This window comes from Stenotrophomonas sp. EMP41 (assembly GCF_047495535.1).
Taxonomy (GTDB): Bacteria; Pseudomonadota; Gammaproteobacteria; order Xanthomonadales; family Xanthomonadaceae; genus Stenotrophomonas; species Stenotrophomonas sepilia.
In genome coordinates, this window is the sequence record NZ_CP179923.1 from 2,697,309 (window position 1) to 2,720,590 (window position 23,282).

The 23,282-nt window shown below is 68.2% G+C and carries 20 protein-coding genes and 1 tRNA gene; 12 read left to right on the forward strand and 9 right to left on the reverse strand.

Going from position 1 to position 23,282, the window contains the following annotated elements; all coding sequences use genetic code 11:
• Nucleotides 1–87 precede the first annotated feature (87 nt).
• The gene (gene arcD, locus ACMGRF_RS12440; protein WP_180879317.1) at nt 88–1,509 is read left to right on the forward strand and encodes an arginine-ornithine antiporter; all 1,422 of its coding nucleotides are present in this window, start codon (nt 88–90) and stop codon (nt 1,507–1,509) included.
• 101 nt (nt 1,510–1,610) lie between these two features.
• On the opposite strand, the gene ACMGRF_RS12445 is transcribed toward arcD, so the two are convergent.
• The 8 genes from ACMGRF_RS12445 to ACMGRF_RS12480 all read right to left on the reverse strand — a co-directional run bounded on the left by ACMGRF_RS12445 (nt 1,611) and on the right by ACMGRF_RS12480 (nt 8,502).
• A tRNA-Asn gene (locus ACMGRF_RS12445) sits at nt 1,611–1,687 on the reverse strand.
• A gap of 22 nt (nt 1,688–1,709) precedes the next feature.
• Complete coding sequence (rlmH, locus tag ACMGRF_RS12450) at nt 1,710–2,180, reverse strand: 23S rRNA (pseudouridine(1915)-N(3))-methyltransferase RlmH (protein WP_005418108.1); 471 nt, start codon at nt 2,178–2,180, stop codon at nt 1,710–1,712.
• A 64-nt stretch (nt 2,181–2,244) separates the two neighbouring features.
• The gene (gene rsfS / locus ACMGRF_RS12455) at nt 2,245–2,655 is read right to left on the reverse strand and encodes a ribosome silencing factor (protein ID WP_005418109.1); all 411 of its coding nucleotides are present in this window, start codon (nt 2,653–2,655) and stop codon (nt 2,245–2,247) included.
• 58 nt (nt 2,656–2,713) lie between these two features.
• Nucleotides 2,714–3,379 carry a nicotinate-nucleotide adenylyltransferase gene (nadD, locus tag ACMGRF_RS12460; protein WP_049414423.1) on the reverse strand — a complete coding sequence of 222 codons (666 nt, stop codon included), beginning with the start codon at nt 3,377–3,379 and terminating at the stop codon, nt 2,714–2,716.
• Nucleotides 3,380–3,382: 3 nt separating this feature from the next.
• The gene (gene holA / locus ACMGRF_RS12465) at nt 3,383–4,420 is read right to left on the reverse strand and encodes a DNA polymerase III subunit delta (RefSeq protein WP_049414424.1); all 1,038 of its coding nucleotides are present in this window, start codon (nt 4,418–4,420) and stop codon (nt 3,383–3,385) included.
• A gap of 12 nt (nt 4,421–4,432) precedes the next feature.
• On the reverse strand, nt 4,433–5,017 hold the full coding sequence (gene lptE / locus ACMGRF_RS12470; protein WP_049439146.1) for an LPS assembly lipoprotein LptE: 585 nt from the start codon (nt 5,015–5,017) through the stop codon (nt 4,433–4,435).
• Nucleotides 5,018–5,154: 137 nt separating this feature from the next.
• Nucleotides 5,155–7,797 (reverse strand): leucine--tRNA ligase, encoded by a 2,643-nt coding sequence (leuS, locus tag ACMGRF_RS12475; protein ID WP_180879321.1) that lies wholly within the window; start codon nt 7,795–7,797, stop codon nt 5,155–5,157.
• A 105-nt stretch (nt 7,798–7,902) separates the two neighbouring features.
• Nucleotides 7,903–8,502: a DUF998 domain-containing protein gene (locus ACMGRF_RS12480; RefSeq protein ID WP_049414425.1), complete on the reverse strand. Its 600-nt coding sequence runs from the start codon at nt 8,500–8,502 to the stop codon at nt 7,903–7,905.
• 257 nt (nt 8,503–8,759) lie between these two features.
• Here ACMGRF_RS12480 and trxA point away from each other — a divergent pair, with 257 nt between their 5' ends.
• From trxA to ACMGRF_RS12500, 4 genes are all read left to right on the forward strand, one after another.
• A complete protein-coding gene (trxA, locus tag ACMGRF_RS12485) occupies nt 8,760–9,617 on the forward strand; it encodes a thioredoxin (RefSeq protein WP_005418123.1) in 858 nt (285 codons plus the stop codon).
• Nucleotides 9,618–9,724: 107 nt separating this feature from the next.
• Complete coding sequence (locus tag ACMGRF_RS12490) at nt 9,725–11,425, forward strand: FecR domain-containing protein (RefSeq protein ID WP_049414427.1); 1,701 nt, start codon at nt 9,725–9,727, stop codon at nt 11,423–11,425.
• Entirely contained in the window at nt 11,422–13,047 is a 1,626-nt protein-coding gene (locus ACMGRF_RS12495) for a CHASE2 domain-containing protein (RefSeq protein WP_414485253.1), read from the forward strand. Before ACMGRF_RS12490 ends, ACMGRF_RS12495 begins: the two co-directional genes overlap by 4 nt.
• A 74-nt stretch (nt 13,048–13,121) precedes the next feature.
• Nucleotides 13,122–13,574 carry a DUF4442 domain-containing protein gene (locus tag ACMGRF_RS12500; RefSeq protein ID WP_049414429.1) on the forward strand — a complete coding sequence of 151 codons (453 nt, stop codon included), beginning with the start codon at nt 13,122–13,124 and terminating at the stop codon, nt 13,572–13,574.
• Nucleotides 13,575–13,711: 137 nt separating this feature from the next.
• Here the strand turns inward: ACMGRF_RS12500 and ACMGRF_RS12505 are convergent, their stop codons facing one another.
• Nucleotides 13,712–15,028 carry a hypothetical protein gene (locus ACMGRF_RS12505; RefSeq protein WP_099485984.1) on the reverse strand — a complete coding sequence of 439 codons (1,317 nt, stop codon included), beginning with the start codon at nt 15,026–15,028 and terminating at the stop codon, nt 13,712–13,714.
• A 76-nt stretch (nt 15,029–15,104) separates the two neighbouring features.
• Here ACMGRF_RS12505 and ACMGRF_RS12510 point away from each other — a divergent pair, with 76 nt between their 5' ends.
• From ACMGRF_RS12510 to metG, 7 genes are all read left to right on the forward strand, one after another.
• Entirely contained in the window at nt 15,105–15,788 is a 684-nt protein-coding gene (locus ACMGRF_RS12510) for a DUF502 domain-containing protein (RefSeq protein ID WP_005418129.1), read from the forward strand.
• Nucleotides 15,785–16,573 carry a queuosine precursor transporter gene (locus tag ACMGRF_RS12515; protein WP_049414431.1) on the forward strand — a complete coding sequence of 263 codons (789 nt, stop codon included), beginning with the start codon at nt 15,785–15,787 and terminating at the stop codon, nt 16,571–16,573. Before ACMGRF_RS12510 ends, ACMGRF_RS12515 begins: the two co-directional genes overlap by 4 nt.
• 94 nt (nt 16,574–16,667) lie before the next feature.
• Nucleotides 16,668–18,608, forward strand: a complete 1,941-nt coding sequence (locus tag ACMGRF_RS12520; RefSeq protein WP_049414432.1) for a DUF885 domain-containing protein — start codon at nt 16,668–16,670, stop codon at nt 18,606–18,608.
• A gap of 16 nt (nt 18,609–18,624) precedes the next feature.
• On the forward strand, nt 18,625–19,695 hold the full coding sequence (locus tag ACMGRF_RS12525; RefSeq protein WP_414485254.1) for a serine hydrolase domain-containing protein: 1,071 nt from the start codon (nt 18,625–18,627) through the stop codon (nt 19,693–19,695).
• On the forward strand, nt 19,692–20,096 hold the full coding sequence (locus ACMGRF_RS12530) for a VOC family protein (protein ID WP_049414434.1): 405 nt from the start codon (nt 19,692–19,694) through the stop codon (nt 20,094–20,096). The genes ACMGRF_RS12525 and ACMGRF_RS12530 overlap by 4 nt, the downstream gene beginning before the upstream one ends.
• Nucleotides 20,097–20,632: 536 nt before the next feature.
• A complete protein-coding gene (locus ACMGRF_RS12535; protein WP_049415741.1) occupies nt 20,633–21,076 on the forward strand; it encodes a DUF2147 domain-containing protein in 444 nt (147 codons plus the stop codon).
• Between the two features lie 99 nt (nt 21,077–21,175).
• On the forward strand, nt 21,176–23,236 hold the full coding sequence (gene metG / locus ACMGRF_RS12540) for a methionine--tRNA ligase (RefSeq protein ID WP_180881152.1): 2,061 nt from the start codon (nt 21,176–21,178) through the stop codon (nt 23,234–23,236).
• The last annotated feature ends 46 nt before the right edge of the window (nt 23,237–23,282 follow it).

Below are 23,282 nucleotides of genomic sequence, written 5' to 3' on the forward strand. Positions count from 1 at the left end.
CCGGTTCCCGCACGCCCGGCCTTGCAGCCATGTTCACGAGCACATGGCTAGGGTGTGCTCGCGGCATCCGGGCCGCTGGGGATCTCAATGGCCACGACATCGCAACGCCTCGGCCTGCCGGCGTTGACTGCACTGGTAGTCGGCTCGATGGTCGGCGCCGGCATCTTCTCATTGCCGCAGAACGTCGCGCGCAGTGCCGGTCCGGCCGCCGCGCTGATCGGCTGGGCGCTGAGCGGTGCCGGCATGCTGATGCTGGCCTTCGTGTTCCAGGCCCTGGCCAACCGCCGTCCGGACCTGGACACCGGCATCTACGCATATGCGCGCGAAGGCTTCGGTAACTACATCGGCTTCTCCGCGGCGTGGGGCTACTGGGTCGCTTCGGTACTGGGCAATGCCAGCTTCTTCGTGCTGATCTTCAGCGGCCTGGGCCATTTCATGCCGGTCTTCGGCGAAGGCAACACGCCAGCCGCCGTGGCCGCTTCGTCCGTACTGTTGTGGACCGTCCACCTGCTGGTGCTGCGCGGCCTGCGCACGGCAGCCATCGTCAACGGCCTGGTGACGGTGGCCAAGCTGCTGCCCATCGCACTGTTCCTGGTACTGGCCGCCGGCGCGTTCCGCATGGAGGTGTTCCGCGCCGACTTCTTCGGCACGCCTGCGCTCGGCGACCTCGGCCAGCAGCTGCGCGGCATGATGCTGGTCACCGTGTGGGTGTTCATCGGCATCGAAGGCGCCAGCATCTATTCGCGGCGTGCCGCGCGCCGTGCCGACGTCGGCCGTGCCACGGTGATCGGTTTCCTGGGGGTCTGGCTGTTGCTGGTCCTGGTCAGCCTGCTGTCGATGGGCGTGCTGTCGCAGGCCGAACTGGCCGGGCTGTCCAACCCGTCGATGGCCTATGTGCTGCGCGCCATCGTCGGCGAATGGGGCGCGACGGTGATCATCGCCGGTTCGATCATTTCGGTGCTGGGCGCGCTGCTGGCCTGGGTGCTGCTGTGTGCCGAAGTGCTGTATGCCGCCGCTGGCGACGGCACAATGCCCGCCTTCCTGGGACGCGAGAATGCGCGTGGCGTGCCGGCCAATGCGTTGTGGTTGAGCAACGGGCTGATCCAGCTGTTCCTGCTGCTGGTGCTGTTCAATGCGGGCAGCTACACCGGCCTGGTGCTGCTGGCTGCATCGATGAGCCTGGTGCCCTACTTCCTGTCCACCGCGTTCGGCGTGCAACTGGCCTGGCGCGGGCAGTCCTACGCTGGTGAGCCACGCGTGCGCTGGCGCGATTTCGTGGTCGCGCTGCTGGCCAGCGCCTACGCGCTGTGGCTGGTGTATGCCGGCGGCCTGAACAACCTGCTGCTGTCGGTGCTGCTGTACGTGCCCGGCGTTGTTCTGTTTGCGCAGGTCCGGCGCCAGCGCGGCGAGCCGGTTTTCACGCGCTGGGAGTGGGCGCTGTTCGGCGCGATCCTGGCAGTAGCGATCGCCACGCTGGTAGCGCTCTGGAAGGGCCAGATCACGCTGTAGCGCCGAACGCGTACCTGGCTTGGAGGATGCAGCCGAGCATGGGCCCGCCGCCACAACACGGCAAAAAAAAACCTGCATCTCGCGATGCAGGTTTCTCAAGGTGGCGCCCGAAGTTGGACTCGAACCAACGACCCCCTGATTAACAGTCAAGTGCTCTAACCGGCTGAGCTATTCGGGCAGACGACTAGTATAACCACTCTTCACGCGCGATGGTAGGGGTGATTGGCAATCATTGCGGCAGCCCGATACAGCTGCTCGGCCACCACCAGACGCACCAGCATGTGCGGCAGCGTCAGCGGTCCGATCGACCACTTTTCGTCGGCCAGCGCGGAGACCTCTGGCGAATGCCCTTCCGGGCCACCGATCAGGAACGCCAGGTCCCGGCCCTGCCCGCGCCAATGCTCCAGGCGCTGCGCCAGCTGCTCGGAACTCAACTGCCGCCCCGGCACGTCCAGTGCCACCACGTAAGCGTTCTTCGGCAGCGCGGCGATGACCCGCTTGCCTTCATCCTCGGTGGCACGGCGCGGATCGCGCCCCTTGCCGCGCAGGCCGGGTTCGATTTCCACCAGCTCGAACGGCAGCCAATGCGACAGCCGCTTCTGGTATTCGGCGAACCCCTGCGCGACCCAGCTGGGCGCGCGTTCACCGGTGGCGATCAGGCGGGCTTTCATCAACGGTCCTCCAAAACGTCGACGGCGCCATCGGCGCCGTCGAAGGGATGCGTCAACGCGCGGCTCAGGCCACTTCGTCGTCGCTGGACGGCGGCTGGTCGCCGACGGTCCACAGGCGCTCGAGCGCGTAGAACTCACGCACGCGCGGCAGCATCACGTGGACGATCACGTCGCCCAGATCGACCAGCACCCACTCCGCTTCGCGCTCGCCTTCAACACCCAGCGGCATCACGTCGATGTTCTTGGCGAAGCGCACGACTTCATCGGCAATCGACTTGACGTGGCGGGTCGAAGTGCCCGAAACGACGATCATGTAGTCGGCAACGCTGGACCGGCCGCGCACGTCGATCTCGACCAGGTCCTTGGCCTTCAGGTCTTCGGTGGCTTGGCGGACGCTGGCCAGCAGTTCCGGCACGGACGGCGGCGGGCTGGGCAGATCGACCTTGATGGTCTGGGGCTGGGTCTGGTTGCTCAAAGTGGATCGACTCGATAAACGTGGGGGCGATTATACGGGGATGGCGCGGCCGCGCCATTCACGCGGTGGCCGGGCGGTACAGCCCGTGTGCAGCGACATAGTCGGCCACGGCCGGTGGCAGCAGTGCGCGCCAGGGACCGCCAGCGGCAATCTGCGAGCGCACTGCGCTGGCCGATTCCCCGCGTAGTGGGTGGTGAAGGCGCAGGATGCGACCGGCCGGGCTGGCGAACAGGGCCTGCTCATTGTCGGCCCAGCGCCCTTGCAGAGCACGCCCCAGCTCGCCATCGATCGACGCCTGCAACGGACTGCCCGGCCGTTCGGCCACCACGAAGTGGGCCAGATCGAACAGGGCCTCCCATTCGTGCCAGCCGGACAGCCCCAGCAGGCTGTCGGCGCCCACCAGCCAGGCCAGCGGCCGGCTCGGGCCCAGCTCGCCACGCAGCTCGCGCAGGGTGTCGACGGTGTACGACGGACGACCGGGGCAGCGGCTGGCACGATCCAGTTCGCGACGGTCCAGCAGCAGCCCCGGCTCGTCGCCGATGGCCAGCGACAACATCGTGCAGCGCTGCTCAGCAGTGGCACCGGGCACCGCGCGGTGCGGCGGATCGGCGGCCGGCAGCATGCGCACGGCGACCTGCAGCTCATCGCGGGCCGCACGCGCGATCGCCAGGTGCCCGAGGTGCACCGGATCGAAGGTGCCCCCGTAGTAGATCCGCAGGCTCATCACTCAGGCCCGCGCCAGCAGGCGCACGGCACGCGGTTCGGCCACGGCCACCAGCAGGCGTTCCAGCGCCAGCCAGGCGTCGCCGTCAGCGCGCCCCTTGGCGATGCGGTCGACCAGCCCCGCCTCAGCCACGAAACGCTCCCAGCGCTTGCCTTCCGGGTGCCGCTGCAGCGCGCGCTTGTAAGGCGCCTGCCGCGATTCCCAGATGCCGCGCGATTTCATTTCGGCGGCCAGGTTGCCGCCACGCGCCTGCACGCGGGCCAGGCCTGCGCCCGCCAGCAGTTCGCGGATCACGATCGGCATCAATGCGGCCACCGCCTCCCCTTCACCGCGCAGGCCGGCCAGCATGCGCAGCACCGCCGGCGGCTGGCCGGAGAAGGTCGCCTCCACCAACCGGAACACGTCGTAGCGGGCAGCGTCAGCCACCAGCGACTCCATCCGTTCCACATCCAACGGCTGGCCGTCGGCCAGAAGCGCCAGCTTGTCGATTTCCTGGGCGGCGGCCAGCAGGTTGCCCTCCACCCGCTCGGCCAGGCGCTGCACGGCAGCCGGGTCGGCACGCAGGCCCTTGCCGCGCAGGCGGCGCTCGATCCAGTCCGGCAGTTCGTGCGGCTTGATCGCCCATGCCACCGACAGCACGCCGATGCGGCTGACCGCCTCGGCCCACTTGCCCTGGTGGGCCTTGCTCCATTCATTGGCGGTGATCATCAACACCACGTCCGGCGCCGGGTTGGCGCAGAACTGGCTGATCACCTCGGCGCCCTCCTTGCCCGGCTTGCCGCTGGGCAGGCGCACCTCGACCAGGCGGCGGGCGCTGAACAGGCTGGGCGCATTGAAGCTGGCGTCAAGCTGGTTCCAGTCGAAATCACGCCCGTCGGCGTCGAACACTTCGCGTTCGCCGATGCCCGAGGCGCGCGCACGCGCGCGGATGGCATCTGCGGCCTCCAGCACGCGCAGTGTTTCCGGGCCTGCGATCAGGTACACCGGCGCCAATGCGGTGTCAGCGCCCTGGCTGGCCAGCTGCTCCGGACGCAGTTCCATCGTCGCTGCCGCTCAGTGCTTGGCGGCGGCGGCAGGCTCTGCCGGCACCGCGCCCTCGATCGGCTTGGCCTTCGGCGCGGACAGGCTGCCCCCCTTCTCGATCTCGGCGCGGACCACGCTGTCGATACGGCGGATGATCGAGGCGGACATTTCCCGGCGCAGCTCCGTGGCCAGGATTTCGCGTTCGGTGGTGGTACCGGTGGCGTCGGTCGGCGGCGACACGTAGTCGCGCGACAGTTCGATCACCTGCTGCGGCACCAGTTCGCTGCCATCCTCGCGGCGGAAGATGAAGATCACCGCATAGCGTAGGCTGTACTCCTGCGCACGACCCTGCGAGTCGATGGCGATCGGGAGGTCACCCCAGCGCTCGGACAACACCTGCAGCTGGGTACTCGGTTCCTTGCTGTCCTCATCGGCCAGCCTGGCACCGGAGGCCAGCAGGCTGCGATTGAGCAGCTTGACCAGTTCACTGTACGGGGCGGTGGATACCACCTTCACCGGGGCGGTGTCGGTCGGCAGCATCAGCTTGTTGCGCAGATGGAAGCCGCAGCCGGCGAGGCCGAGGACAAGAACGAGGGCAAGCAGGATTCGGGTCATGGAGACAGTCTGGCGGAGCCGGGCGATCACGGCAACACACAGCGTGCCCGAAGCCGCGTGAATGCAGGGCCATCAAGCACCCGGCCCTGCTTCTGGAAAGGCACCGGCCACCGCGCGGGTGGCCGGTGCGAGGTACATCAGGCGGCGACGATGTTCACGATCTTGCCCGGGACGATGATGATCTTGCGCACCGTCAGGCCTTCCATGAACCTGGCCGCGTTGGGCTCGGCCAGCGCCAGCGCCTCGACCTGCTCGCGCGCGGCGTCGGCCGCCACCTCGATGGTGCCGCGCAGCTTGCCGTTGACCTGCACCGCCAGGGTCAGCGCATCGCGTACCAGCGCACTGCTGTCGGCCTGCGGGAACGGCTGGTCTTCCAGCAGCGTCTCGCCATGGCCCAGCAACTGCCAGAGGGCGTGGCTGGCATGCGGCGTGATCGGGTTCAGCAGCAGCACGACGGCCTGCAGCGCTTCCTGGCGCACCGCGCGGCCCTGCTCGCTGTCGTCCTCGAACCTGGCCAGCGCGTTCATCAGCTCCATTACCGCTGCGATCGCGGTATTGAAGCTGTGGCGGCGACCGTAGTCGTCACCGACCTTGCCGATGGTTTCATGGGTCTTGCGGCGCAACGCCTTCTGGTTGGCATCCAGTGCTGCAACGTCCAGCGCCGGGGCGGCACCGTCGGCAGCATGCTTCTGCACCTGGGCCCACAGGCGGCGCAGGAAACGCGCCATGCCGTCCACGCCGGCCTCGTTCCATTCCAGCGACTGCTCCGGCGGCGCGGCGAACATCGAGAACAGGCGCACGGTGTCGGCGCCGTACTTGCCGACCATCGCCTGCGGGTCCACGCCGTTGTTCTTCGACTTGGACATCTTCTCGGTGCCACCGACCACCACCGGCTGGCCGTCGGCAACCAGGGTGGCGCCGGTGATGCGGCCGCGCTCGTCACGCTGCACTTCCACATCGGCCGGGTTGATCCAGTCCTTCGAACCGTCCGGATTCGGGCGGTAGTAGGTCTCGGCGATCACCATGCCCTGGCACAGCAGGTTGCGCGCCGGTTCGTTGCTGTCCACCATCCGCGCGTCGCGCAGCAGCTTGTGGTAGAAGCGGAAATACATCAGGTGCAGGATCGCGTGTTCGATGCCACCGATGTACTGATCGACCGGCAGCCAGTAGTTGCCGCGCTTGTCGACGGCGTCACGGGCACCCGGCGAGGTGTAGCGGGCGTAGTACCAGCTCGACTCCATGAAGGTGTCGAAGGTGTCGGTCTCGCGCTCGGCGGCGCCACCGCATTCCGGGCAGGTGGTCTTGCGCCATTCCGGGTCGGTCTTGATCGGCGAACCGGTCCCGGAGAACGCCACGTCCTCCGGCAGTACCACCGGCAGCTGCTCCTCCGGCACCGGCACCGCACCGCACTTGTCGCAGTAGATCACCGGAATCGGGCAGCCCCAGTAGCGCTGGCGGCTCACGCCCCAGTCGCGCAGGCGGTAGTTGACGCGGCGCTGGCCCTGGGCCTTGCGCTCGAAACGTTCGGCCAGCGCTTCGAAGGCGCCCTGGAAGTCCAGGCCATCGAATTCGGCCGAGTTGACCAGTTCGAAGGCACGGCTCTTGTCGCTGTACCAGTCCTGCCAGCGGCTGCCGTCCCAGTTGCGCTCTTCTTCAGTGCGCGGGTCCTTCAGCGCGATGACCTGCTTGATCGGCAGGCCGTACTTGTTGGCCACTTCGTTGTCGCGCTGGTCATGGCCCGGAACGGCCATCACCGCGCCGGTGCCGTAGCCCATCAGCACGAAGTTGGCGACCCACACCGGCACCGGCTCGCCGGTGACCGGGTGCAGCGCGCGCAGGCCGGTATCCATGCCGCGCTTTTCCTGGGTTTCCAGTTCAGCCTCGGACACACCGCCCTGCTTCAGGTCGGCCAGCAGCGCGGCCAGTTCCGGATTGTTCTTCGCCGCGTGCAGCGCCAGCGGGTGTTCGGCGGCGATCGACACGAAGGTCACGCCCATCACCGTGTCCGGGCGGGTGGTGAACACGCGCAGCGGATCCAGCACGCCACCATCGACGTCGCGCACGTCGAACTGGATTTCCAGGCCTTCGGAACGGCCGATCCAGTTACGCTGCATGGTCTTGACCGATTCCGGCCAGCCGTCCAGCTCGTCCAGGCCATCCAGCAGCTCCTGGGCATAATCGGTGATGCGCAGGAACCACTGCGGGATCTCGCGCTTCTCGACCAGGGCCCCCGAGCGCCAGCCGCGGCCGTCGATGACCTGCTCGTTGGCCAGCACGGTCTGGTCGACCGGGTCCCAGTTCACCACCGCGTTGCGGCGATAGGCCAGGCCCTTGCGCATCAGGCGGGTGAACATGCGCTGCTCGTGGACGTAATAGTCCGGACGGCAGGTGGCGAACTCGCGCGACCAGTCGATGGCATAGCCCAGCGATTTCAGCTGGCTGCGCATGTGGTCAATGTTCTTGTAGGTCCACGCCGCCGGCGCGGTCTTGTTCTTGATCGCGGCGTTTTCCGCCGGCAGGCCGAACGCGTCCCAGCCCATCGGCTGCAGCACGTTGTGGCCGGTCATGCGCTTGTAGCGGCTGATCACGTCGCCAATCGTGTAATTGCGCACGTGGCCCATGTGCAGCGCACCGGACGGGTACGGAAGCATCGACAGGCAGTAGTACTTCGGCTTGTCCGAAGTCTCGTCGACCTCGAAGGCACGGGTGGCGTCCCAGTACTGCTGGGCGGCGGATTCAACCTGCTGCGGGTCGTAGGCGTTGGTTTCAGCGCTGGTCATGGAACACGCGGATGCGGCGGCAAAGCGGTACAGCGTACCGCAGTGCGGCAAACGTCTCCAATCCGGCCTGCTGGGGGTGGGCGCCGCGATGCCCCGGGAGCCGTCTCAGCGTTGGCGCGACAGCGGCAGTGCGGCGGCCAGCCAGGCCACCCAGCAGGCGAACGCCAGCCGTTGTGCCAGCGGCGCCGGCAGGACGCCCTGCACGGCAAACGCGGCCACCGCAGCCAGCACGCCGCAGCCCAGGGCCAGGGCGCCCAGGGCGCGGCCATGCGCCTGGCGCAGCTGCGTCGTGCCCAGCAACAGGGTCCCGGCGACGAAGCCCAGCACCCAGATCATCCAGGCACTGGCATGCAGCTGGCTGGCCGGCCCATGCAGATCGTCCACGTCCAGCGGCAGCAAGCCCATCGCGGCAAAGCCCAGGCCAGCCAGCAGCAGCATCTGGCTGCCGACCCTCGGTGCCCAGCCGGCAGTGGCGGGCAGGCTGCGGCGCAGGCGCTCAGCCACCACCGCGGCGAGCACGCCGGGCAGCACGAAGCCAAGCAGATTGAAGGCCAGCGCATGCGGTACGCCCCGCGCACCCAGCAGCGCCACCGGGTGGCGGGCCTGTGCATAGCCCTCCAGGCCGGCACCGAAGCCAGACACAGCCAGGACGAACACGGCTGCAGCAAGCAGTCCCAACCAACGATCAAGCCGGACCATGGACATTGCGCGCAGTCACCCGGAAAAGAATGGATCAGCGCATTGTCGCGGCAGCGACGCGGTGCGCCAAGCGCGCGAGCCAGGCCGGGTGCTTCCGGCGCACCCCGGCCACCACGCCGGTCAGCTCCGGAATGCGGGTGATCCACGAGCTGTACTGCGTGCCACGCCCCCGAGGGCGTCGCGCGCGATGTGATGGCAGGGTTGAGACGGACATCGATCGTCACCATAGAATCGGTCTCCAGATGCCAAGCGATGCCTCCCCCATGACCGAGACGACCTACGTATTCGACGCCACCACTGCGACCTTCGAGGCCGAAGTCCTGCAGAAGTCGCTGCAGACGCCGGTGCTGGTCGACTTCTGGGCCACCTGGTGCGGGCCGTGCAAGACCCTCGGCCCGATGCTGGAAAAGCTGGCTGCCGAGTACAACGGTGCGTTCGAGCTGGCCAAGGTCGATGTCGACAAGGAACAGCAGATCGCTGCGGCCTTCCAGATCCGCTCGGTACCGACCGTATTCCTGGTCAAGGGCGGCCAGCTGGTGGACGGTTTCCCGGGCGCCATCCCGGAAGGCCAGCTGCGTGAGTTCCTGGCCCAGCACGGCATCGTACCGGCCGATGTGGGCGATGCTGTCCCCGAAGATGACACCCCGCTGGATCCGCAGGCGCAGGTCGATGTGCTGCGTGCGCAGATCGCCGCCGAGCCGGACAAGGATGAACTGAAGCTCGACCTGGCCCTGGCCCTGCTGCAGATCGGTGGCGTGGACGAGGCAGGCACCCTGATCGACGGCCTGCCTGCCAATCTGGCCACCGACGACCGCGCCGTGCGTGCCCGCGCCCGCCTGGCCTTCGCCGCCGCGCTGAAAGATGCCCCGGCCGCCGAGGTGCTGGAGGCACGCATCGCCGCTGACGGCAAGGACCTCAAGGCCCGCCACCTGCGCGGCGTGCAACTGCTGCTCGGCGGTCATGACGAGGCCGCGCTGGCCCAGTTCCTAGAAATGCTGCGGATCGACCGCGGATTCGAGGAAGGCCTGCCGCGCAAGGCGCTGATCGACGCCTTCAATGTGATCTCCGACGAGGACCTGGTCGGCCAGTACCGCCGCAGGATGGCGTCGCTGCTGTTCTGAACGGGAGCCCGCCCCGTTCAGAATCCCTGCACTGAACGCGGGCAATAATGCGCGCGCTGGTGGCCATGCGGTCGCCACGATCCGTTCGGGGGGATGAGGTCGGGGCCATGGGGTCTTGCAGCTGCACCCCCGCATTGCCGGGATTGCAAACTGTGACCGTCGTCCGCTCTCTGTCGTTCGCCATGCATTTAACGGGCGCTCTGCTCTGCGCCCTCTTCCTGATGCCCGCCCTTGCCGGCGCCCAGGACTGGAACTATCGCGTCCGGCCCGGCGATACCCTGTGGGACCTGGGCGGGCTCTACCTGAAGCCCTCGGTACGCTGGCAGCAGCTGCAGCAGCACAACCGCATCGACAACCCCTACCAGTTGCCGCCGGGCCAGCTGCTGCGCTTCCCGATCAGCTGGCTGCGCACCGAACCGGCGCCGGCCCGGGTGCTGTCCGTGCGCGGCAAGGTCGCGCTGTCGGGCGCCGATGGCACGGCGACCCGCGCGCTCCAGGCCGGCGAACAGCTGCATATCGGTGACACCGTGGAGACCGAAGGCGATTCCAGCATCACCCTGGAATTCGCCGATGCCTCGCGCCTGCAGCTGCGCGAGTACTCGCGCCTGCGCCTGGACCAGCTGAGCCGTTACGGCCACACCGGCATGGTCGACACCCGACTGCGCCTGCAGCAGGGGCGAGCCAGCAACCGGGTGACGCCGGCGCGCGGTCCCGCCTCGCGTTACATCATCGATGCGCCCACCGCCACCAGCAGCGTGCGCGGCACGGTGTTCCGGGTCAGCGCCGGGGATAACGGGCACGTCGGTGCCACCGAGGTCCTGCAGGGCAAGGTGCAGGTCGGCAACCCCCATGGCCAGCGCCTGGTCCGGCCGGGCCAGGCCACCCGCAGCAGCAGTGCCGATGCGGCGCCCGCTGCGGTCTCCGCACTGCTGCCGGCGCCGGCGTTGCGCAATGACGCGCTGCGCCTGGCGCCGCTGCCGACCCTGCTTGCCTGGGAACCGGTCAATGGCGCCGATCATTACCGGGTGGAAGTAGTGCAGGCGGCAACGCCGGAGATCCTGCTGTTCGCCGCCACCACCGCCGACACCCGGCTGGCGATCGGCGACCTGCCGCCTGGCCAGCTGCGCATCCTGTTGCGCGCGGTCGACGCCCAGGGGGTCGAAGGCCTGGATGCCAGCGCCGATTTCGAGCTCGGTGACCAGCCACCACCGCCACTGACCGTATCGCCGCTGCATGGTCAGACGATCAACAGCGACCGACCGCGTTTCCGCTGGAGCCAGGCCCCCGGTGCGCGCAGCAGCGTCCTGCAGATCGCCACCGAACCCAGCTTCCTGCAGCCCCTGCAGGAGCAGGCCACCCATGCGACCGACCTGCGCCTGGCGCAACCGCTGCCGCCCGGCCAGTACTACTGGCGCGTGGCCTCGCGCGATGGCGAAGGCCGACAGGGCCGCTATGGCCAGGCGTTGCCGCTGCAGCTGAGCAATGAACCAGTGGACCCGGCACTGCAACCGCCCGAGGCCGCACACGGCGAGCTGACGCTGCGCTGGCAGGCCGGCAGCGAAGGCCAGCGCTACCGGGTGCAGGTGGATCGCCGCGGTGACTTCAAGGCACCGCTGGTCGACGAAACCGTGGACCAGCCGCAGGTGAGCTTCAAGCGCCCGTGGAGCGGCACCCTGCACGTACGCGTGCAGTACATCGACGATGACGGCCACGCCAGCGCGTTCTCGCCTGCCCAGCAGGTCCCGCTGCCGTGCCGCCTGTGCTACGGCGCGGGTGGCGGTGCCCTGCTGCTCTGGTTGTTGTTGTGAGGCGCTCGCCGCTGCCATGGTCGAAGCGGATCCTGCTGGCCCTGCTGGCCGGCGTGCTGACCATCGTGGCCAGCCAGGGACAATGGCTGTGGCGGCAGGACGAGGCGGCCTATGACGCGCTGGTCGGCAACTGGGATTACCGCCCCGATCCCAGCCTGCTGATCGTCGCCATCGACGAAGGCAGCCTGCAGCGCATCGGCCAGTGGCCCTGGCCACGCTCGGTGCATGCACGCCTGCTTGACCGCCTGACCGATGCCGGCGCCGAACGCGTCGCGCTGGACCTGATGTTGTCCGAACCGGATCGCCGTGACAGCCGACAGGATGATCAACTGGCCGCCGCCATCCGACGCAATGGCCGGGTGGTGCTGCCGGTGCTGGCCGCACCGGCGGCCGGCGACCGCATGGCCGAGGAAATGCTGCCGATCCCACAGATCGCTGCCAGTGCTGCCGCCATCGGCCACACCGATGTCGAGGTGGATGGCGACGGCGTCGCCCGTGGCGTCTATCTGCACGCAGGTATCGGCCAGCCGCACTGGCCGGCACTGGGCCTGGCACTGGCCGACCTGCCTGCCGGTGCCGTACGCGGCCTGCCCGATCCCGACCCGGAACTGGGCTCGCCCTATCAATGGCGTCGCGACGATTACGTTCGCGTGCGCTACGCCGGCCCCCCCGAGCGGCTGCCGCAGGTGTCCTATGCGGACGTTCTCGATGGCCACGTCGACATGGCGATGCTGCATGGCCGCCGCATCGTCGTTGGCATGACGGCCAGCGGCATCGCGCCCCGCCTGCTGACCCCGACCACCCGCGAGTTCTGGATGAGCGGCAGCGAGTACCAGGCCAACATCGCCTCGATGCTGCTGCAGCACAAGCAGATCGATGTTCTACCGCATGCCTGGCAGCACGCCATCAGCGGTGTGCTGGTGGCGCTGTGCGTGATCCTGCTCGGCCTGCGCCTGCCCTGGCTGGTCGCGTTGTGTTCGTTGCCGATGCCTGCCCTGCTGAGCTGGCTGCTGCTGCGCACGGGTGACCTGTGGTGGGCGCCGGCCAGCGCGATGCTGGGCGTGACGCTGGCACTGCTGGTCTGGGCGGTGTGGCGGATCTCGGCCTGGCACCGCCAGGCCAACCGCGACGCCCTTACCGGCCTGGGCAACCGCCTCCGCTTCGAGCAGTCGCTGCAGCAGGAATGCGATGCGGCGCGGCGCAGCGGCAAGCCATTGAGCCTGGCGCTGATCGACGTCGACCACTTCAAGCGCCATAACGATCGCCACGGACACCAGGTCGGCGACCGCGTGCTGCGTGATGTCGCCCGCCTGATCGGCGCCCATGCGCGCCGCCCGCGCGACATGGCGGCACGCTACGGTGGCGACGAATTCGCGCTGGTGCTGCCGGATACACCGGCCGAGGGCGCACGCCAGGTGATCGAGGACCTGATTGCCTGCGTGCGCGCATTGCCGGCGCCGGGCGAAGGCAGCGACGATACCGTCACGCTCACCATCGGCGTATTCACCCGCGTGCCCGACGGCGAACTGCAGCCCCACCATTTCGTGGAAGGCGCCGACACCGCCCTTTATCAGGCGAAGGCGAACGGCCGCGACGGGTACACGATCGACGGCGGGGCATGACATCCCTGCCCCGGGTGCAACATACGCATGCGAATGGTTAGACTGGACGCCCCGCCCTGCGCTCCCGGATCTGCATGAACGCCCGCCTGTTCCGCGTCGGCATCAACCTCTGGCCACCGTTCCTGTTCACCGGCATCCACGTCACCCGGATCACGCCCGACTACCGGCAGATCGACGTGGAACTCCGGCTGCGGCCGTGGAACCGCAATTACGTGGGGACGCATTTCGGCGGCAGCCTGTTTGCGATGACCGATCCGTTCTGGATGCTGGGCCTGCTGCACATCCTCGGCCGTGACTACTACGTGTGGGACCGGGCCGGTGCGATCGATTTCCTCAAGCCTGGCCGGGGCACGGTGCGCACCTCGTTCCGCATCGACGATGCGCTGCTGGCCGAACTGCGTGCCGAAGCAGCGGGCGGCGAGAAGGTGCTGCGCTGGTTCAGCAACGACGTCGTCGACGAAAGCGGCGAGGTGGTCGCCCAGGTGCGCAAGCAGGTCTATCTGCGGTTGAAGCCACACGCGCGCTGATCCGGCGCGGGCGCTGTCCTCTGCTGCCCTGCCAGGGAGGCTCCGATTCGCGCGTATGCGCGTGTGCACCTGCGGTGCGACGCGGAGCGAAGGCAGCCGCGAGGATGACGAGGACAGCGCGCACTGGCCACCGCTGCTCAGTCGCGCGCGGCGGCGGGCGGGGCGTCCCCCGCCACCATCGGTACCGACAACCATGGGCTCTCGCCGGTGCTGCGCGGCGCAGAGCGCCGCGGTACCTGCAGGCGGCGGCCATCGGCCGACAACTGCGGTGCCCGCACCTGCGAGCGGAACTGGGCAGGCAAGCGCTTCAGCGCATCCACAGGGTCCTCGGCCTGCTGTCGCAGCCAGCGTTGCGCACCGATCAGCCGCACCATCGCAGCGGCATCCTGGGGCCGAGACGAATAGGCGGGATAGGCCGGGCCCGCGATATCGGCCAGCACGCACCCCATGATGTTCGACAGGCAGCCGAAGTCATGCTGCGGCGGTGCCGGCACCGGCAGCGGGCGGTCCGCCTCCAGCGCGGTCATCGCCGCCGCACCACAGGCCCAGCCCAGGTTGCCCGCCACGCGCGCCAGGGTGCTGCGGCGATCGAGTACCAGCACACCACCGAACTCCTGCGCCGAGGTTTCGATCGCAGCCCTGCTCATCGCATACTCGCCCTGCATCGCACGGCACAGGCTCTGTTCGGCGGCCCGCATCGGCTTCATCGCCTGCTCGCATTCCGCTGGCAGCGGCTGGTCGGCTGGCAGTTCGACCAGCATGTCGGCCAGCAGCTGGGCATTGGCCTGCACCAGGCTGGCACCGATGATGCTCTCCACCAGGTAGCTGCCGCCCGTCACCAGCCGACGGCCCAGCTGCAGCCCGCGGCAACTGCCACGCAGCGCACCGTCGATATCACCCTGCAGATAGGCCAGCGCGCGTGCGCTGGTGGCGTCGATCACCAAACCATAGGTCGGCATCGGCACCAGGATGCCTTCCCCTTTTGGCCGGAACGGCGACACGAAGTGATCCGCATCGGCCAGCTGGTCCAGGCGCGCATGCAGCTGCTGGTGGCCAGCGTGGGCATCGACGAAGCGCTGCGGGTCCGCGCGCACCTGGGCGAGGCAGTCACTGGCGGTCGGTCCGCAGCTGGCCGAAGGCCGTGATTGCAGCTCGACGTGGTCCTCTGCCAGCTGCGGACGGGCGCCGCCATTGCCGCGCGGATCCGCCTCCCAGCGCTGTACATCCCGGGCCAGCGCCTGATCGCGCTGGGCCGGGTCGAGATCGTCGAACGCGAGTGTCCACAGCAGCGCAAAGCCGTTGCGGCCATCAGCGGGCAGGCGGGCCTGCAACCGCTGCTGGGCCTGCAGCCGTGATTCCGGCACCGGCCACATGCGCGAGGCACACCACACCACGATGGCCAGCACCAGCAGTCCTGCCAGGGCCCAGCCCAGTCCGCGCAGAATCTTCAACACAGCTTCCCTTCCATGCATCGTTGCCGCAGTCGATCGGCCAGCGTAATCGACCGGCCGTGGCCGCTACAATGCGCGCATGTCGCTCGAAGCCCCCGCCCTGGTCCCCCGCCCCTCCCTGCAGCGCCTGTTCCTGACTGGCCTGCTGACCCTGCTGCCGATCTGGCTGACCTGGGTCGTGGTCAAGTTCGTGTTCGTGCTGCTTTCGGGCATTTCCAGCCCGTTGGTGGTGCCGCTTTCCGAGCAGATCGCGACAAGCTTCCCGCATTACCTCGGCTGGGTCCGTGCCGAGTGGATCCAGAACACCATCGCCCTGCTCGCCACCCTGCTGGTGATCCTGGCAGTGGGCGTGGCCAGCCGCCGCGTGCTCGGCCAGCGCCTGCTGCGCTGGGTCGGCGCGGTGATCAAGCGCATTCCGCTGGCCAGCATCATCTACGACAGCGCCAAGAAGCTGCTGGACATGCTGCAGACCGAACCGGGCAGCACCCAGCGCGTGGTGCTGATCGACTTTCCGCACCGCGACATGAAGTCGGTCGGCCTGGTCACCCGCGTCATCAAGGAACACGGCACCGACCGTGAACTGGCCGCGGTGTACGTGCCAACCACGCCGAACCCGACTTCGGGTTACCTGGAGATCGTGCCGGTGGAGCTGCTGACCCCGACCGACTGGACCGTCGACCAGGCCATGAGCTTCATCATTTCCGGCGGTGCAGTCGCACCGTCCAGCGTTCCGTTCACGCGCGCAGGCGAACGCAGCGAATGACCACCGTGGCGCCGATCGAGCGCCCGCTGCAGGACCGCGCGGTCCTGCTGTTCATCGTGCTGGCCGCGTTCTTCTGCGGCAACGCCGTGCTGGCCGAACTGATCGGGGTGAAGATCTTCGCGCTGGAAGACACCCTCGGCATCGATCCGCTGAACTGGAACCTGTTTGGCCAGACCGGCTCGCTCAGCTTCACCGCCGGTACCCTGCTGTGGCCGGTGGTGTTCATCATGACCGACACGATCAACGAGTTTTTCGGCAAGCGCGGCGTGCGCTTCATCTCGTGGTTGGCCGTGGTGTTGATCGCCTATGGCTTCCTGTTCGCCTTCGCAGCGATCTCGCTGGCGCCGGCCAGCTGGTGGGTCACCTCGATGGACGGCCACGGCGTGCCGGACTACCAGGCGGCATTCGCAGCGGTGTTCGGCCAGGGCATGTGGACCATCGCCGGTTCGCTGGTGGCCTTCCTGCTCGGCCAGCTGATCGACGTGGCAGTGTTCCATCGCATCCGCCAGGCCACCGGCGAGCGCCACGTGTGGCTGCGTGCGACCGGATCCACCGCGATCTCCCAGGTGGTGGACAGCTTCGTGGTGATCTGGATCGCCTTCGTGCTCGGCCCGCAGCACTGGCCGACCTCGCTGTTCCTGGCCGTCAGCAGCGTCAACTACATCTACAAGATGGGCTTTGCGATTGCCTTGATTCCACTGCTGTACCTGATGCGGCGTGCGATCACCCGCTACCTGGGTGCCGACAGGGCCGCCGCCCTGCGCGCCGCGGCCGCGGCTGACTGAAGCCCCAGCGGCAAAAAGCTGACTGAGCCTTCACGCTGGCCGTACGCGGCCGGATCGTGCAAGCTCCACGGTCTGTGTTCCACGGAAGCTCCTGATGCCGCATCCCACCCGCGCCCTGGCCGCCGCCATCGCCGCGTTGTTCCTGTTCAGTGCCGTGCCGTCGGCCGAAGCAGCGAAGAAGAAGGCCAGCCGCCCTGCCGCCGCGCAGACCCGCCAGGCCGCCAAGCCCAAGGCCAGGCCCGCCCGCGCCACCGCGCCGGCCCGTGGCAGTTCGGCGCGCCGCGCCGCGCCGCGTCCGGTCGCACCGGCCCGGGCCGTACCCAAGCAGGTGCAGCTGGAGCGCCTGTACGACGAGTACTGGGATGCCTCGATGCGATTGAATCCGCTGCAGGCGACCTTCCAGGGCGAGGCCCGCTACAACGACCAGCTGCCCAACATCCTGTCTGCCGCCTGGCGCCAGCAGTCGCACGACTTCACCACGCAATGGCTGGGCAAGGTCGAGAAGCTCGGCAGTGACGGCCTGCAGGGTCAGGACCTGCTCAGCTACGAGATCTTCGTGCGCGACGCGCGCGCATCACTGGCCGCCGAGCGCTACCCGAGCTGGATGATGCCGATCAGCCAGTACTACAACATCGGCAGCATCATGGCGATCCTCGGTTCCGGTGCCGGCGCGCAGCCGTTCAATACCGTGCAGGACTACGACACCTGGTCACGCCGTTCGCTGGGCATTCCCGAGCTGTTCGACCAGGCCATCGACAACATGCGCCAGGGCATGAAGGCCGGCGTGGTGCAGCCGCGCGACCTGATGGAAAAGGTGCTGCCGCAGCTGGATGCGGTGATCAAGCCGACCGCCGAAGAGAGCATCTTCTGGTCGCCGATCCGCACCATGCCGAACACCATCCCGGCTGAGGACAAGGCGCGCATCAGCGCCGAATACAAGCGCATGATCGAGCTGCGCATCATGCCGGCCTACCGCGCCCTGCGCGGCTTCATCGCCACCGAATACCTGCCGGCCACACGCGCCAGCAGCGGCCTGGGCGCATTGCCTGATGGCCAGGCCTGGTACGCCAACCTGATCGTGCAGACCACCGCCAGCGACCAGACCGCCGCACAACTGCATGCGCTGGGCGAACAGCGCGTGCAGGAACTGCAGGCGCAGATCGCCACGGTAATGAAGGACGCCAAGCTGCGCGGTTCTCCCACCAAGCTGCTGCGCAGCATGCGCAACGACCGCCAGTTCCAGTACGGCGATGCCAACGCGCTGATCAACCGCTACCGCCAGGTGCAGCAGCAGGTCAGCGTACGCCTGCCGCAGGTGCTGGATACCTTGCCGAAGGCACCACTGGAGGTCCGTGCGGTGGAGCCGGAACGCGCACTGACCGCCGCCGCTGCCGCCTATCAGCCGTCGGCGGCCGGGCAACCGGGCGTGCTGTACATCAATACCCGCGACCTGCCCAGCCGCAAGCGCTGGAACGTGCCGGTGCAGTACCTGCACGAAGCAATTCCGGGCCACCACGTGCAGCTGGGCCTGCAGCAGGAGCTGGCCAAGCTGCCGCGCTTCCGCCGCCTCGGTGGCGATCTCGCCTTTGTCGAAGGCTGGGGCCTGTACGCCGAAACGCTGGGCGAAGACCTGGGCATCTACACCGATCCCTACGACCGCATCGGCTACCTGTACTCGCGCCTGCTGCGTGCCGCCCGCGTGGTGGCCGATACCGGCGTGCACGCACAGGGCTGGAGCAAGCAGCAGGCCGTCAGCTACCTGCAGAAGACCGTGGACATGAGCAGTGACGACGCCAACGCCGAGGTGGAGCGGATCATGGCCCAGCCCGGCCAGGCACTGTCCAACGTCGCCGGCCTGACCACCATCGTTGCCCTGCGCGACAAGGCCAGGGCACGCCAGGGCGCCGCCTTTGACCTGCGCCGCTTCCACGCCGAACTGCTGAAGGACGGCTCGATGCCGCTGGACGTGCTGGACCGCAAGATGGAACGCTGGATGGTTCAGCCGGCCAGCACGACGTCCACGCCTTCACCCTGACCCTTCCGGAGCCACCATGCGCCGTGCCGTCGCCCTGTTCGCCATCGTGCTGGGCCTGCTGCCTTCAACGGGTATCGCCGCACCGGTGCTGACGCCACCGGATGCGGGCATCGACGGGCTGATGCAGGCCTACGACGGCCAGGTACCCGGCGCTGCAGTCCTGGTGCTGCACGACGGGCAAGCGGTGTTCCGCCGCGGCTACGGCCTGGCGGTGGTGGAGGACGGCACCGCGGTCACCCCGGCCAGCAACTTCCGGCTGGCCTCGGTCAGCAAGCAGTTCACCGCCGCGGCGGTGCTGCTGCTGGTGGAAGATGGCCGGCTTGGGCTGGATCAACCTGCCCGGCAGTGGCTGCCCGAGCTGCCACCGGCTGCGGCGGCCATCACGATCCGCCAGCTGCTCTCGCACACCGGTGGCCTGCTCGACTACGAAGACCTGATGGATCCGGCTGACACTCGGCAGCTGCATGACGCCGACGTGCTGACCCTGTTGTCGCACGAGGACCGCCTGAATTTCCCACCCGGCACGCAGTACCACTACAGCAACAGCGGCTATGCACTTCTGGCACTGATCGTCAGCCGCGCCTCCGGCCAGGATTTCGCCGCCTTCCTGCAGCAGCGCATCTTCCGCCCACTGGGCATGGTCCACACCGTGGCCCACCAGGACGGCGTCGATGTCATCGCCGCACGTGCCTATGGTTACAGCCGGATCGATGGCCGCTGGCAGCGCACCGACCAGAGCACCACCAGCGCCGTGCTCGGCGATGGCGGGATCTACTCCTCACTGGACGACCTCGCCCGCTGGGATGCGGCGCTGTACGACGACCGCCTGCTGTCGAAGGCCTCGCGCCGCGCGATGTTCAGCCCGGCCACATCGACATCCGAACCGGATGTGCCGCACTACGGCTTCGGCTGGCGCCTGAACGGCCCGGTGCAATGGCACAGTGGCGAAAGCATCGGCTTCCGCAACGTGATCGTGCGCCACCCGGAAAAGCACTTGACCGTGATCGTGCTGACCAACCGCAACGCCCCCGAACCCTATCCGCTGGCACTGAAGATCGCCCAGCGCTGGCTGGACACCCTGCAATGAACACGGGTTCCGACGCCCTGCTGGGCATCCACCACGCGGCACTGATCTGCAGCGATTACGCGCGTTCAAAAGACTTCTACGTCCGTATCCTCGGCCTGCGCGTACTGGCCGAGAACCACCGCGCCGCGCGAGACTCCTGGAAGCTGGATCTGGCCCTGCCCGACGGCAGCCAGCTGGAACTGTTCTCCTTCCCCTCGCCACCGCCCCGTCCCAGCCGCCCGGAGGCCCAGGGCCTGCGCCACCTTGCGTTCCGGGTGGCCACGCTGGAGCCGTTCATCCAGCGCCTGTCAGCGCACGGCGTAGTGTGCGAACCGATCCGCGTGGACGAGTACACCGGCCGCCGCTTCACCTTCTTCGCCGACCCGGACGGTCTGCCGCTGGAGCTGTACGAGGTCGGTTGAGCGTGTGTTCCGGGGTCAGATCCCTTTTCCAAAGGAAAAGGGATCTGACCCCATCGACACCCACCAAGAGCAGGCCGTGCCATTCCGACAGATTGCGGAGACCTGTCGAAGGCGGGGTGGGTCCGGTTGCGGGGGCGTGAGCCGCATGGGCCCGAGGCATGCCTCGGGCGGGTTGGGCAGGACGCCCAACCCCGGTCTTGCCGTGTGCGCAGGACAGCGCACACGAGCAAGCGGCGACCGAGCTTACATGGGTGAGGGCGCTTTGCTTGCGAAGTACTGCTTCGCAAGCGCCCGAACGCACAGCCGCCAGCGGCTGGGCCGGGCCCCGGAGGGGGACTTGCAGCGGCCCCCGCAACCGGACCCACCCCGCCCTCCCACGGATAGCCGCCTTTGCTTTTGAGGTTGCCGGCCAGCGGCCGGCACTACCGCGGGTGCAGGGCGCAGCCCTGCAAAGCCCCCCTTCCCCATACTCCGCCGAATGGGTATACAGTCGACCCATGCCGGCATCGTGCCGGAATGAACCCTGGGAGGGGACCATGCGCAAGACCTTCAAGACCCTGCTGCTGGCATTGCCGCTGTGCCTGGCCGCACTCTCGGCGCAGGCCGCCGACGGCGCCGCCGGCCGCTGGAAGACCATCGACGACAAGACCGGCAAGGTGAAGTCGATCGTCGAGATCACCCAGGCCCCCAACGGCACGCTGACCGGCAAGGTGGTCGACATCCTGCACTCGGACAAGGGCCCGAACCCGGTCTGTGACGGCTGTGAAGGCGCCAACAGGAACAAGCCGGTGAAGGGCATGACCATCCTCTGGAACCTGAAGGCCGACGGCGCCAACAAGTGGTCCGGCGGCACCATCCTCGACCCGGCCAACGGCAAGACCTACAAGTCGAAGATGGAACTGCAGCCCGGCGGCACCCGGCTGGACGTGTCCGGCTGCATCGCCTTCATCTGCCGCGCGCAGACCTGGCAGCGCGAATAAGCGCCCCCGCCTGTTTCAACCCCGTGACCCGGCCCCGGCCGGGTCACGTCGTTGCGGGCATGCGATAATCTGCGGTTCCCCTCGGATCCACCCGCGACCATGACCCGTACCGCGCTCGTCACCACCGCCCTGCCCTACGCCAACGGCCCGCTGCACCTGGGCCACCTGGTCGGCTACATCCAGGCTGACATCTGGGTACGTGCGCGGCGGATGAGCGGCGGCAGGACCTGGTTCGTCTGCGCCGACGACACCCACGGCACGCCGATCATGCTGGCCGCGGAGAAGGCCGGGGTCACCCCGGAAACCTTCATCGCCAACATCCAGGCCAGCCACGAACGTGACTTCGCCGCCTTCGGCGTGGCCTTCGACCACTACGACTCGACCAATTCGGCGGCCAACAAGGCGTTGACCGAGCAGTTCTACCTGAAGCTGGAAGCGGCCGGCCACATCAGCCGCCGTTCGGTCGCGCAGTTCTACGACCCGGCCAAGGGCATGTTCCTGCCCGACCGCTACGTCAAGGGCATCTGCCCGAACTGTGGCAGCCCCGACCAGTACGGCGACAACTGCGAAGTCTGCGGCGCGACCTATGCACCGACCGACCTGAAGGAGCCGCGTTCGGTCATTTCCGGCGCCACGCCGGAAATGCGCGATTCGGAGCACTTCTTCTTCGAGGTGGGCCACTTCGATGCGTTCCTGCGCGAATGGCTGGCCGGCGATGTCGCGCTGCCGGGCGTTAAGGCCAAGCTGGGCGAGTGGCTCAATGCCGAAGGCGGCCTGCGCGCGTGGGACATCTCGCGCGATGCACCGTACTTCGGTTTCCAGATTCCCGGCCAGCCGGGCAAGTACTTCTACGTCTGGCTGGATGCGCCGATCGGCTACCTGTCCAGCTTCCAGACCCTGTGCGGCAAGCTCGGCGAGGACTTCGACGCGCACCTGCGCGCCGGCACCGCCACCGAGCTGCACCACTTCATCGGCAAGGACATCGTCAATTTCCACGGCCTGTTCTGGCCGGCGGTGCTGCACGGGACCGGCCACCGCGCGCCGACCCGCCTGCACGTCAACGGCTACCTGACCGTGGACGGCGCCAAGATGAGCAAGTCGCGCGGCACCTTCGTGATGGCCCGCACCTTCCTCGACGCCGGCCTGGAGCCGGAAGCGCTGCGCTACTACTACGCCGCCAAGTCCGGCGGTGGCGTCGACGATCTCGACCTGAACCTGGGTGACTTCATCGCCCGCGTCAACGCCGACCTGGTCGGCAAGTTCGTCAACCTGGCCAGCCGCTGCGCCGGCTTCATCAGCAAGCGCTTCGACGGCCGGCTGGCCGCGCAGCTGCCCGACGCGGCGCAGTACCAGCGCTTCGTCGATGGGCTGGCGCCGATCCGTGAAGCCTACGAGCGCAACGACCCGGCTGCGGCGATCCGCCTGACCATGACCCTGGCCGACGAAGCCAACCGCTACATCGACGACGTCAAGCCGTGGGTCATCGCCAAGCAGGAAGGCGCCGACGCGCAGCTGCAGGCCGTGTGCAGCCAGGGCCTGAACCTGTTCCGCGTGCTGGTCACCGCCCTGAAGCCGGTGCTGCCGGCCACCGCCGCACAGGCCGAGGCCTTCCTGGCCGCGCCGGTGAACGACTGGACCGAGCTGGCACAGCCGCTGCTCGGCCACCGCATCACTGAGTACACCCCGCTGTTCACCCGTATCGACCCGAAGAAGATTGACGCCATGATCGACGCCTCCAAGGACACCCTGCAGCCGGCCGCTGCCGCTGCCCCCGCCGCCAAGCCGGCCGCCCCGGCCAAGGACGACGCAAAGAGCGCCGACGCGCCGGCCTACATCGGCATCGACGATTTCGCCAAGCTCGATCTGCGCATCGGCAAGGTGCTGGTCTGCGAGTTCGTGGAAGGTTCGGACAAGCTGCTGCGCTTCGAGCTGGATGCAGGTGAACTGGGCAAGCGCCAGATCTTCTCCGGTATCCGTGGCAGCTACGGCGAGCCGGAGAAGCTGGTCGGCCGCAGCGTGGTGTTCATCGCCAACCTGGCCCCGCGCAAGATGCGCTTCGGCCTGAGCGAAGGCATGATCCTGTCGGCCGGTTTCGACGGTGGTGCACTGGCGCTGCTGGACGCCGACAGCGGCGCGCAGCCGGGCATGCCGGTCCGCTGATGCCTGCAGCGGGCGTGGCCTCGGCCGCGCCCGCCGGCAGTACCGG

Bases quoted from the DNA above. Each gene is read 5' to 3' on its own strand.
- ACMGRF_RS12515 (WP_049414431.1), top strand. From the start codon at position 15,785: ATGACCACCGTGGCGCCGATCGAGCGCCCGCTGCAGGACCGCGCGGTC.
- ACMGRF_RS12535 (WP_049415741.1), top strand. From the start codon at position 20,633: ATGCGCAAGACCTTCAAGACCCTGCTGCTGGCATTGCCGCTGTGCCTG.
- arcD (WP_180879317.1), top strand. From the start codon at position 88: ATGGCCACGACATCGCAACGCCTCGGCCTGCCGGCGTTGACTGCACTG.
- ACMGRF_RS12520 (WP_049414432.1), top strand. From the start codon at position 16,668: ATGCCGCATCCCACCCGCGCCCTGGCCGCCGCCATCGCCGCGTTGTTC.
- metG (WP_180881152.1), top strand. From the start codon at position 21,176: ATGACCCGTACCGCGCTCGTCACCACCGCCCTGCCCTACGCCAACGGC.
- ACMGRF_RS12525 (WP_414485254.1), top strand. From the start codon at position 18,625: ATGCGCCGTGCCGTCGCCCTGTTCGCCATCGTGCTGGGCCTGCTGCCT.
- lptE (WP_049439146.1), bottom strand. From the start codon at position 5,017: ATGACCCGAATCCTGCTTGCCCTCGTTCTTGTCCTCGGCCTCGCCGGC.
- ACMGRF_RS12480 (WP_049414425.1), bottom strand. From the start codon at position 8,502: ATGTCCATGGTCCGGCTTGATCGTTGGTTGGGACTGCTTGCTGCAGCC.
- trxA (WP_005418123.1), top strand. From the start codon at position 8,760: ATGACCGAGACGACCTACGTATTCGACGCCACCACTGCGACCTTCGAG.
- ACMGRF_RS12490 (WP_049414427.1), top strand. From the start codon at position 9,725: ATGGGGTCTTGCAGCTGCACCCCCGCATTGCCGGGATTGCAAACTGTG.
- nadD (WP_049414423.1), bottom strand. From the start codon at position 3,379: ATGAGCCTGCGGATCTACTACGGGGGCACCTTCGATCCGGTGCACCTC.
- rlmH (WP_005418108.1), bottom strand. From the start codon at position 2,180: ATGAAAGCCCGCCTGATCGCCACCGGTGAACGCGCGCCCAGCTGGGTC.
- leuS (WP_180879321.1), bottom strand. From the start codon at position 7,797: ATGACCAGCGCTGAAACCAACGCCTACGACCCGCAGCAGGTTGAATCC.
- ACMGRF_RS12510 (WP_005418129.1), top strand. From the start codon at position 15,105: ATGTCGCTCGAAGCCCCCGCCCTGGTCCCCCGCCCCTCCCTGCAGCGC.
- ACMGRF_RS12530 (WP_049414434.1), top strand. From the start codon at position 19,692: ATGAACACGGGTTCCGACGCCCTGCTGGGCATCCACCACGCGGCACTG.
- holA (WP_049414424.1), bottom strand. From the start codon at position 4,420: ATGGAACTGCGTCCGGAGCAGCTGGCCAGCCAGGGCGCTGACACCGCA.
- ACMGRF_RS12500 (WP_049414429.1), top strand. From the start codon at position 13,122: ATGAACGCCCGCCTGTTCCGCGTCGGCATCAACCTCTGGCCACCGTTC.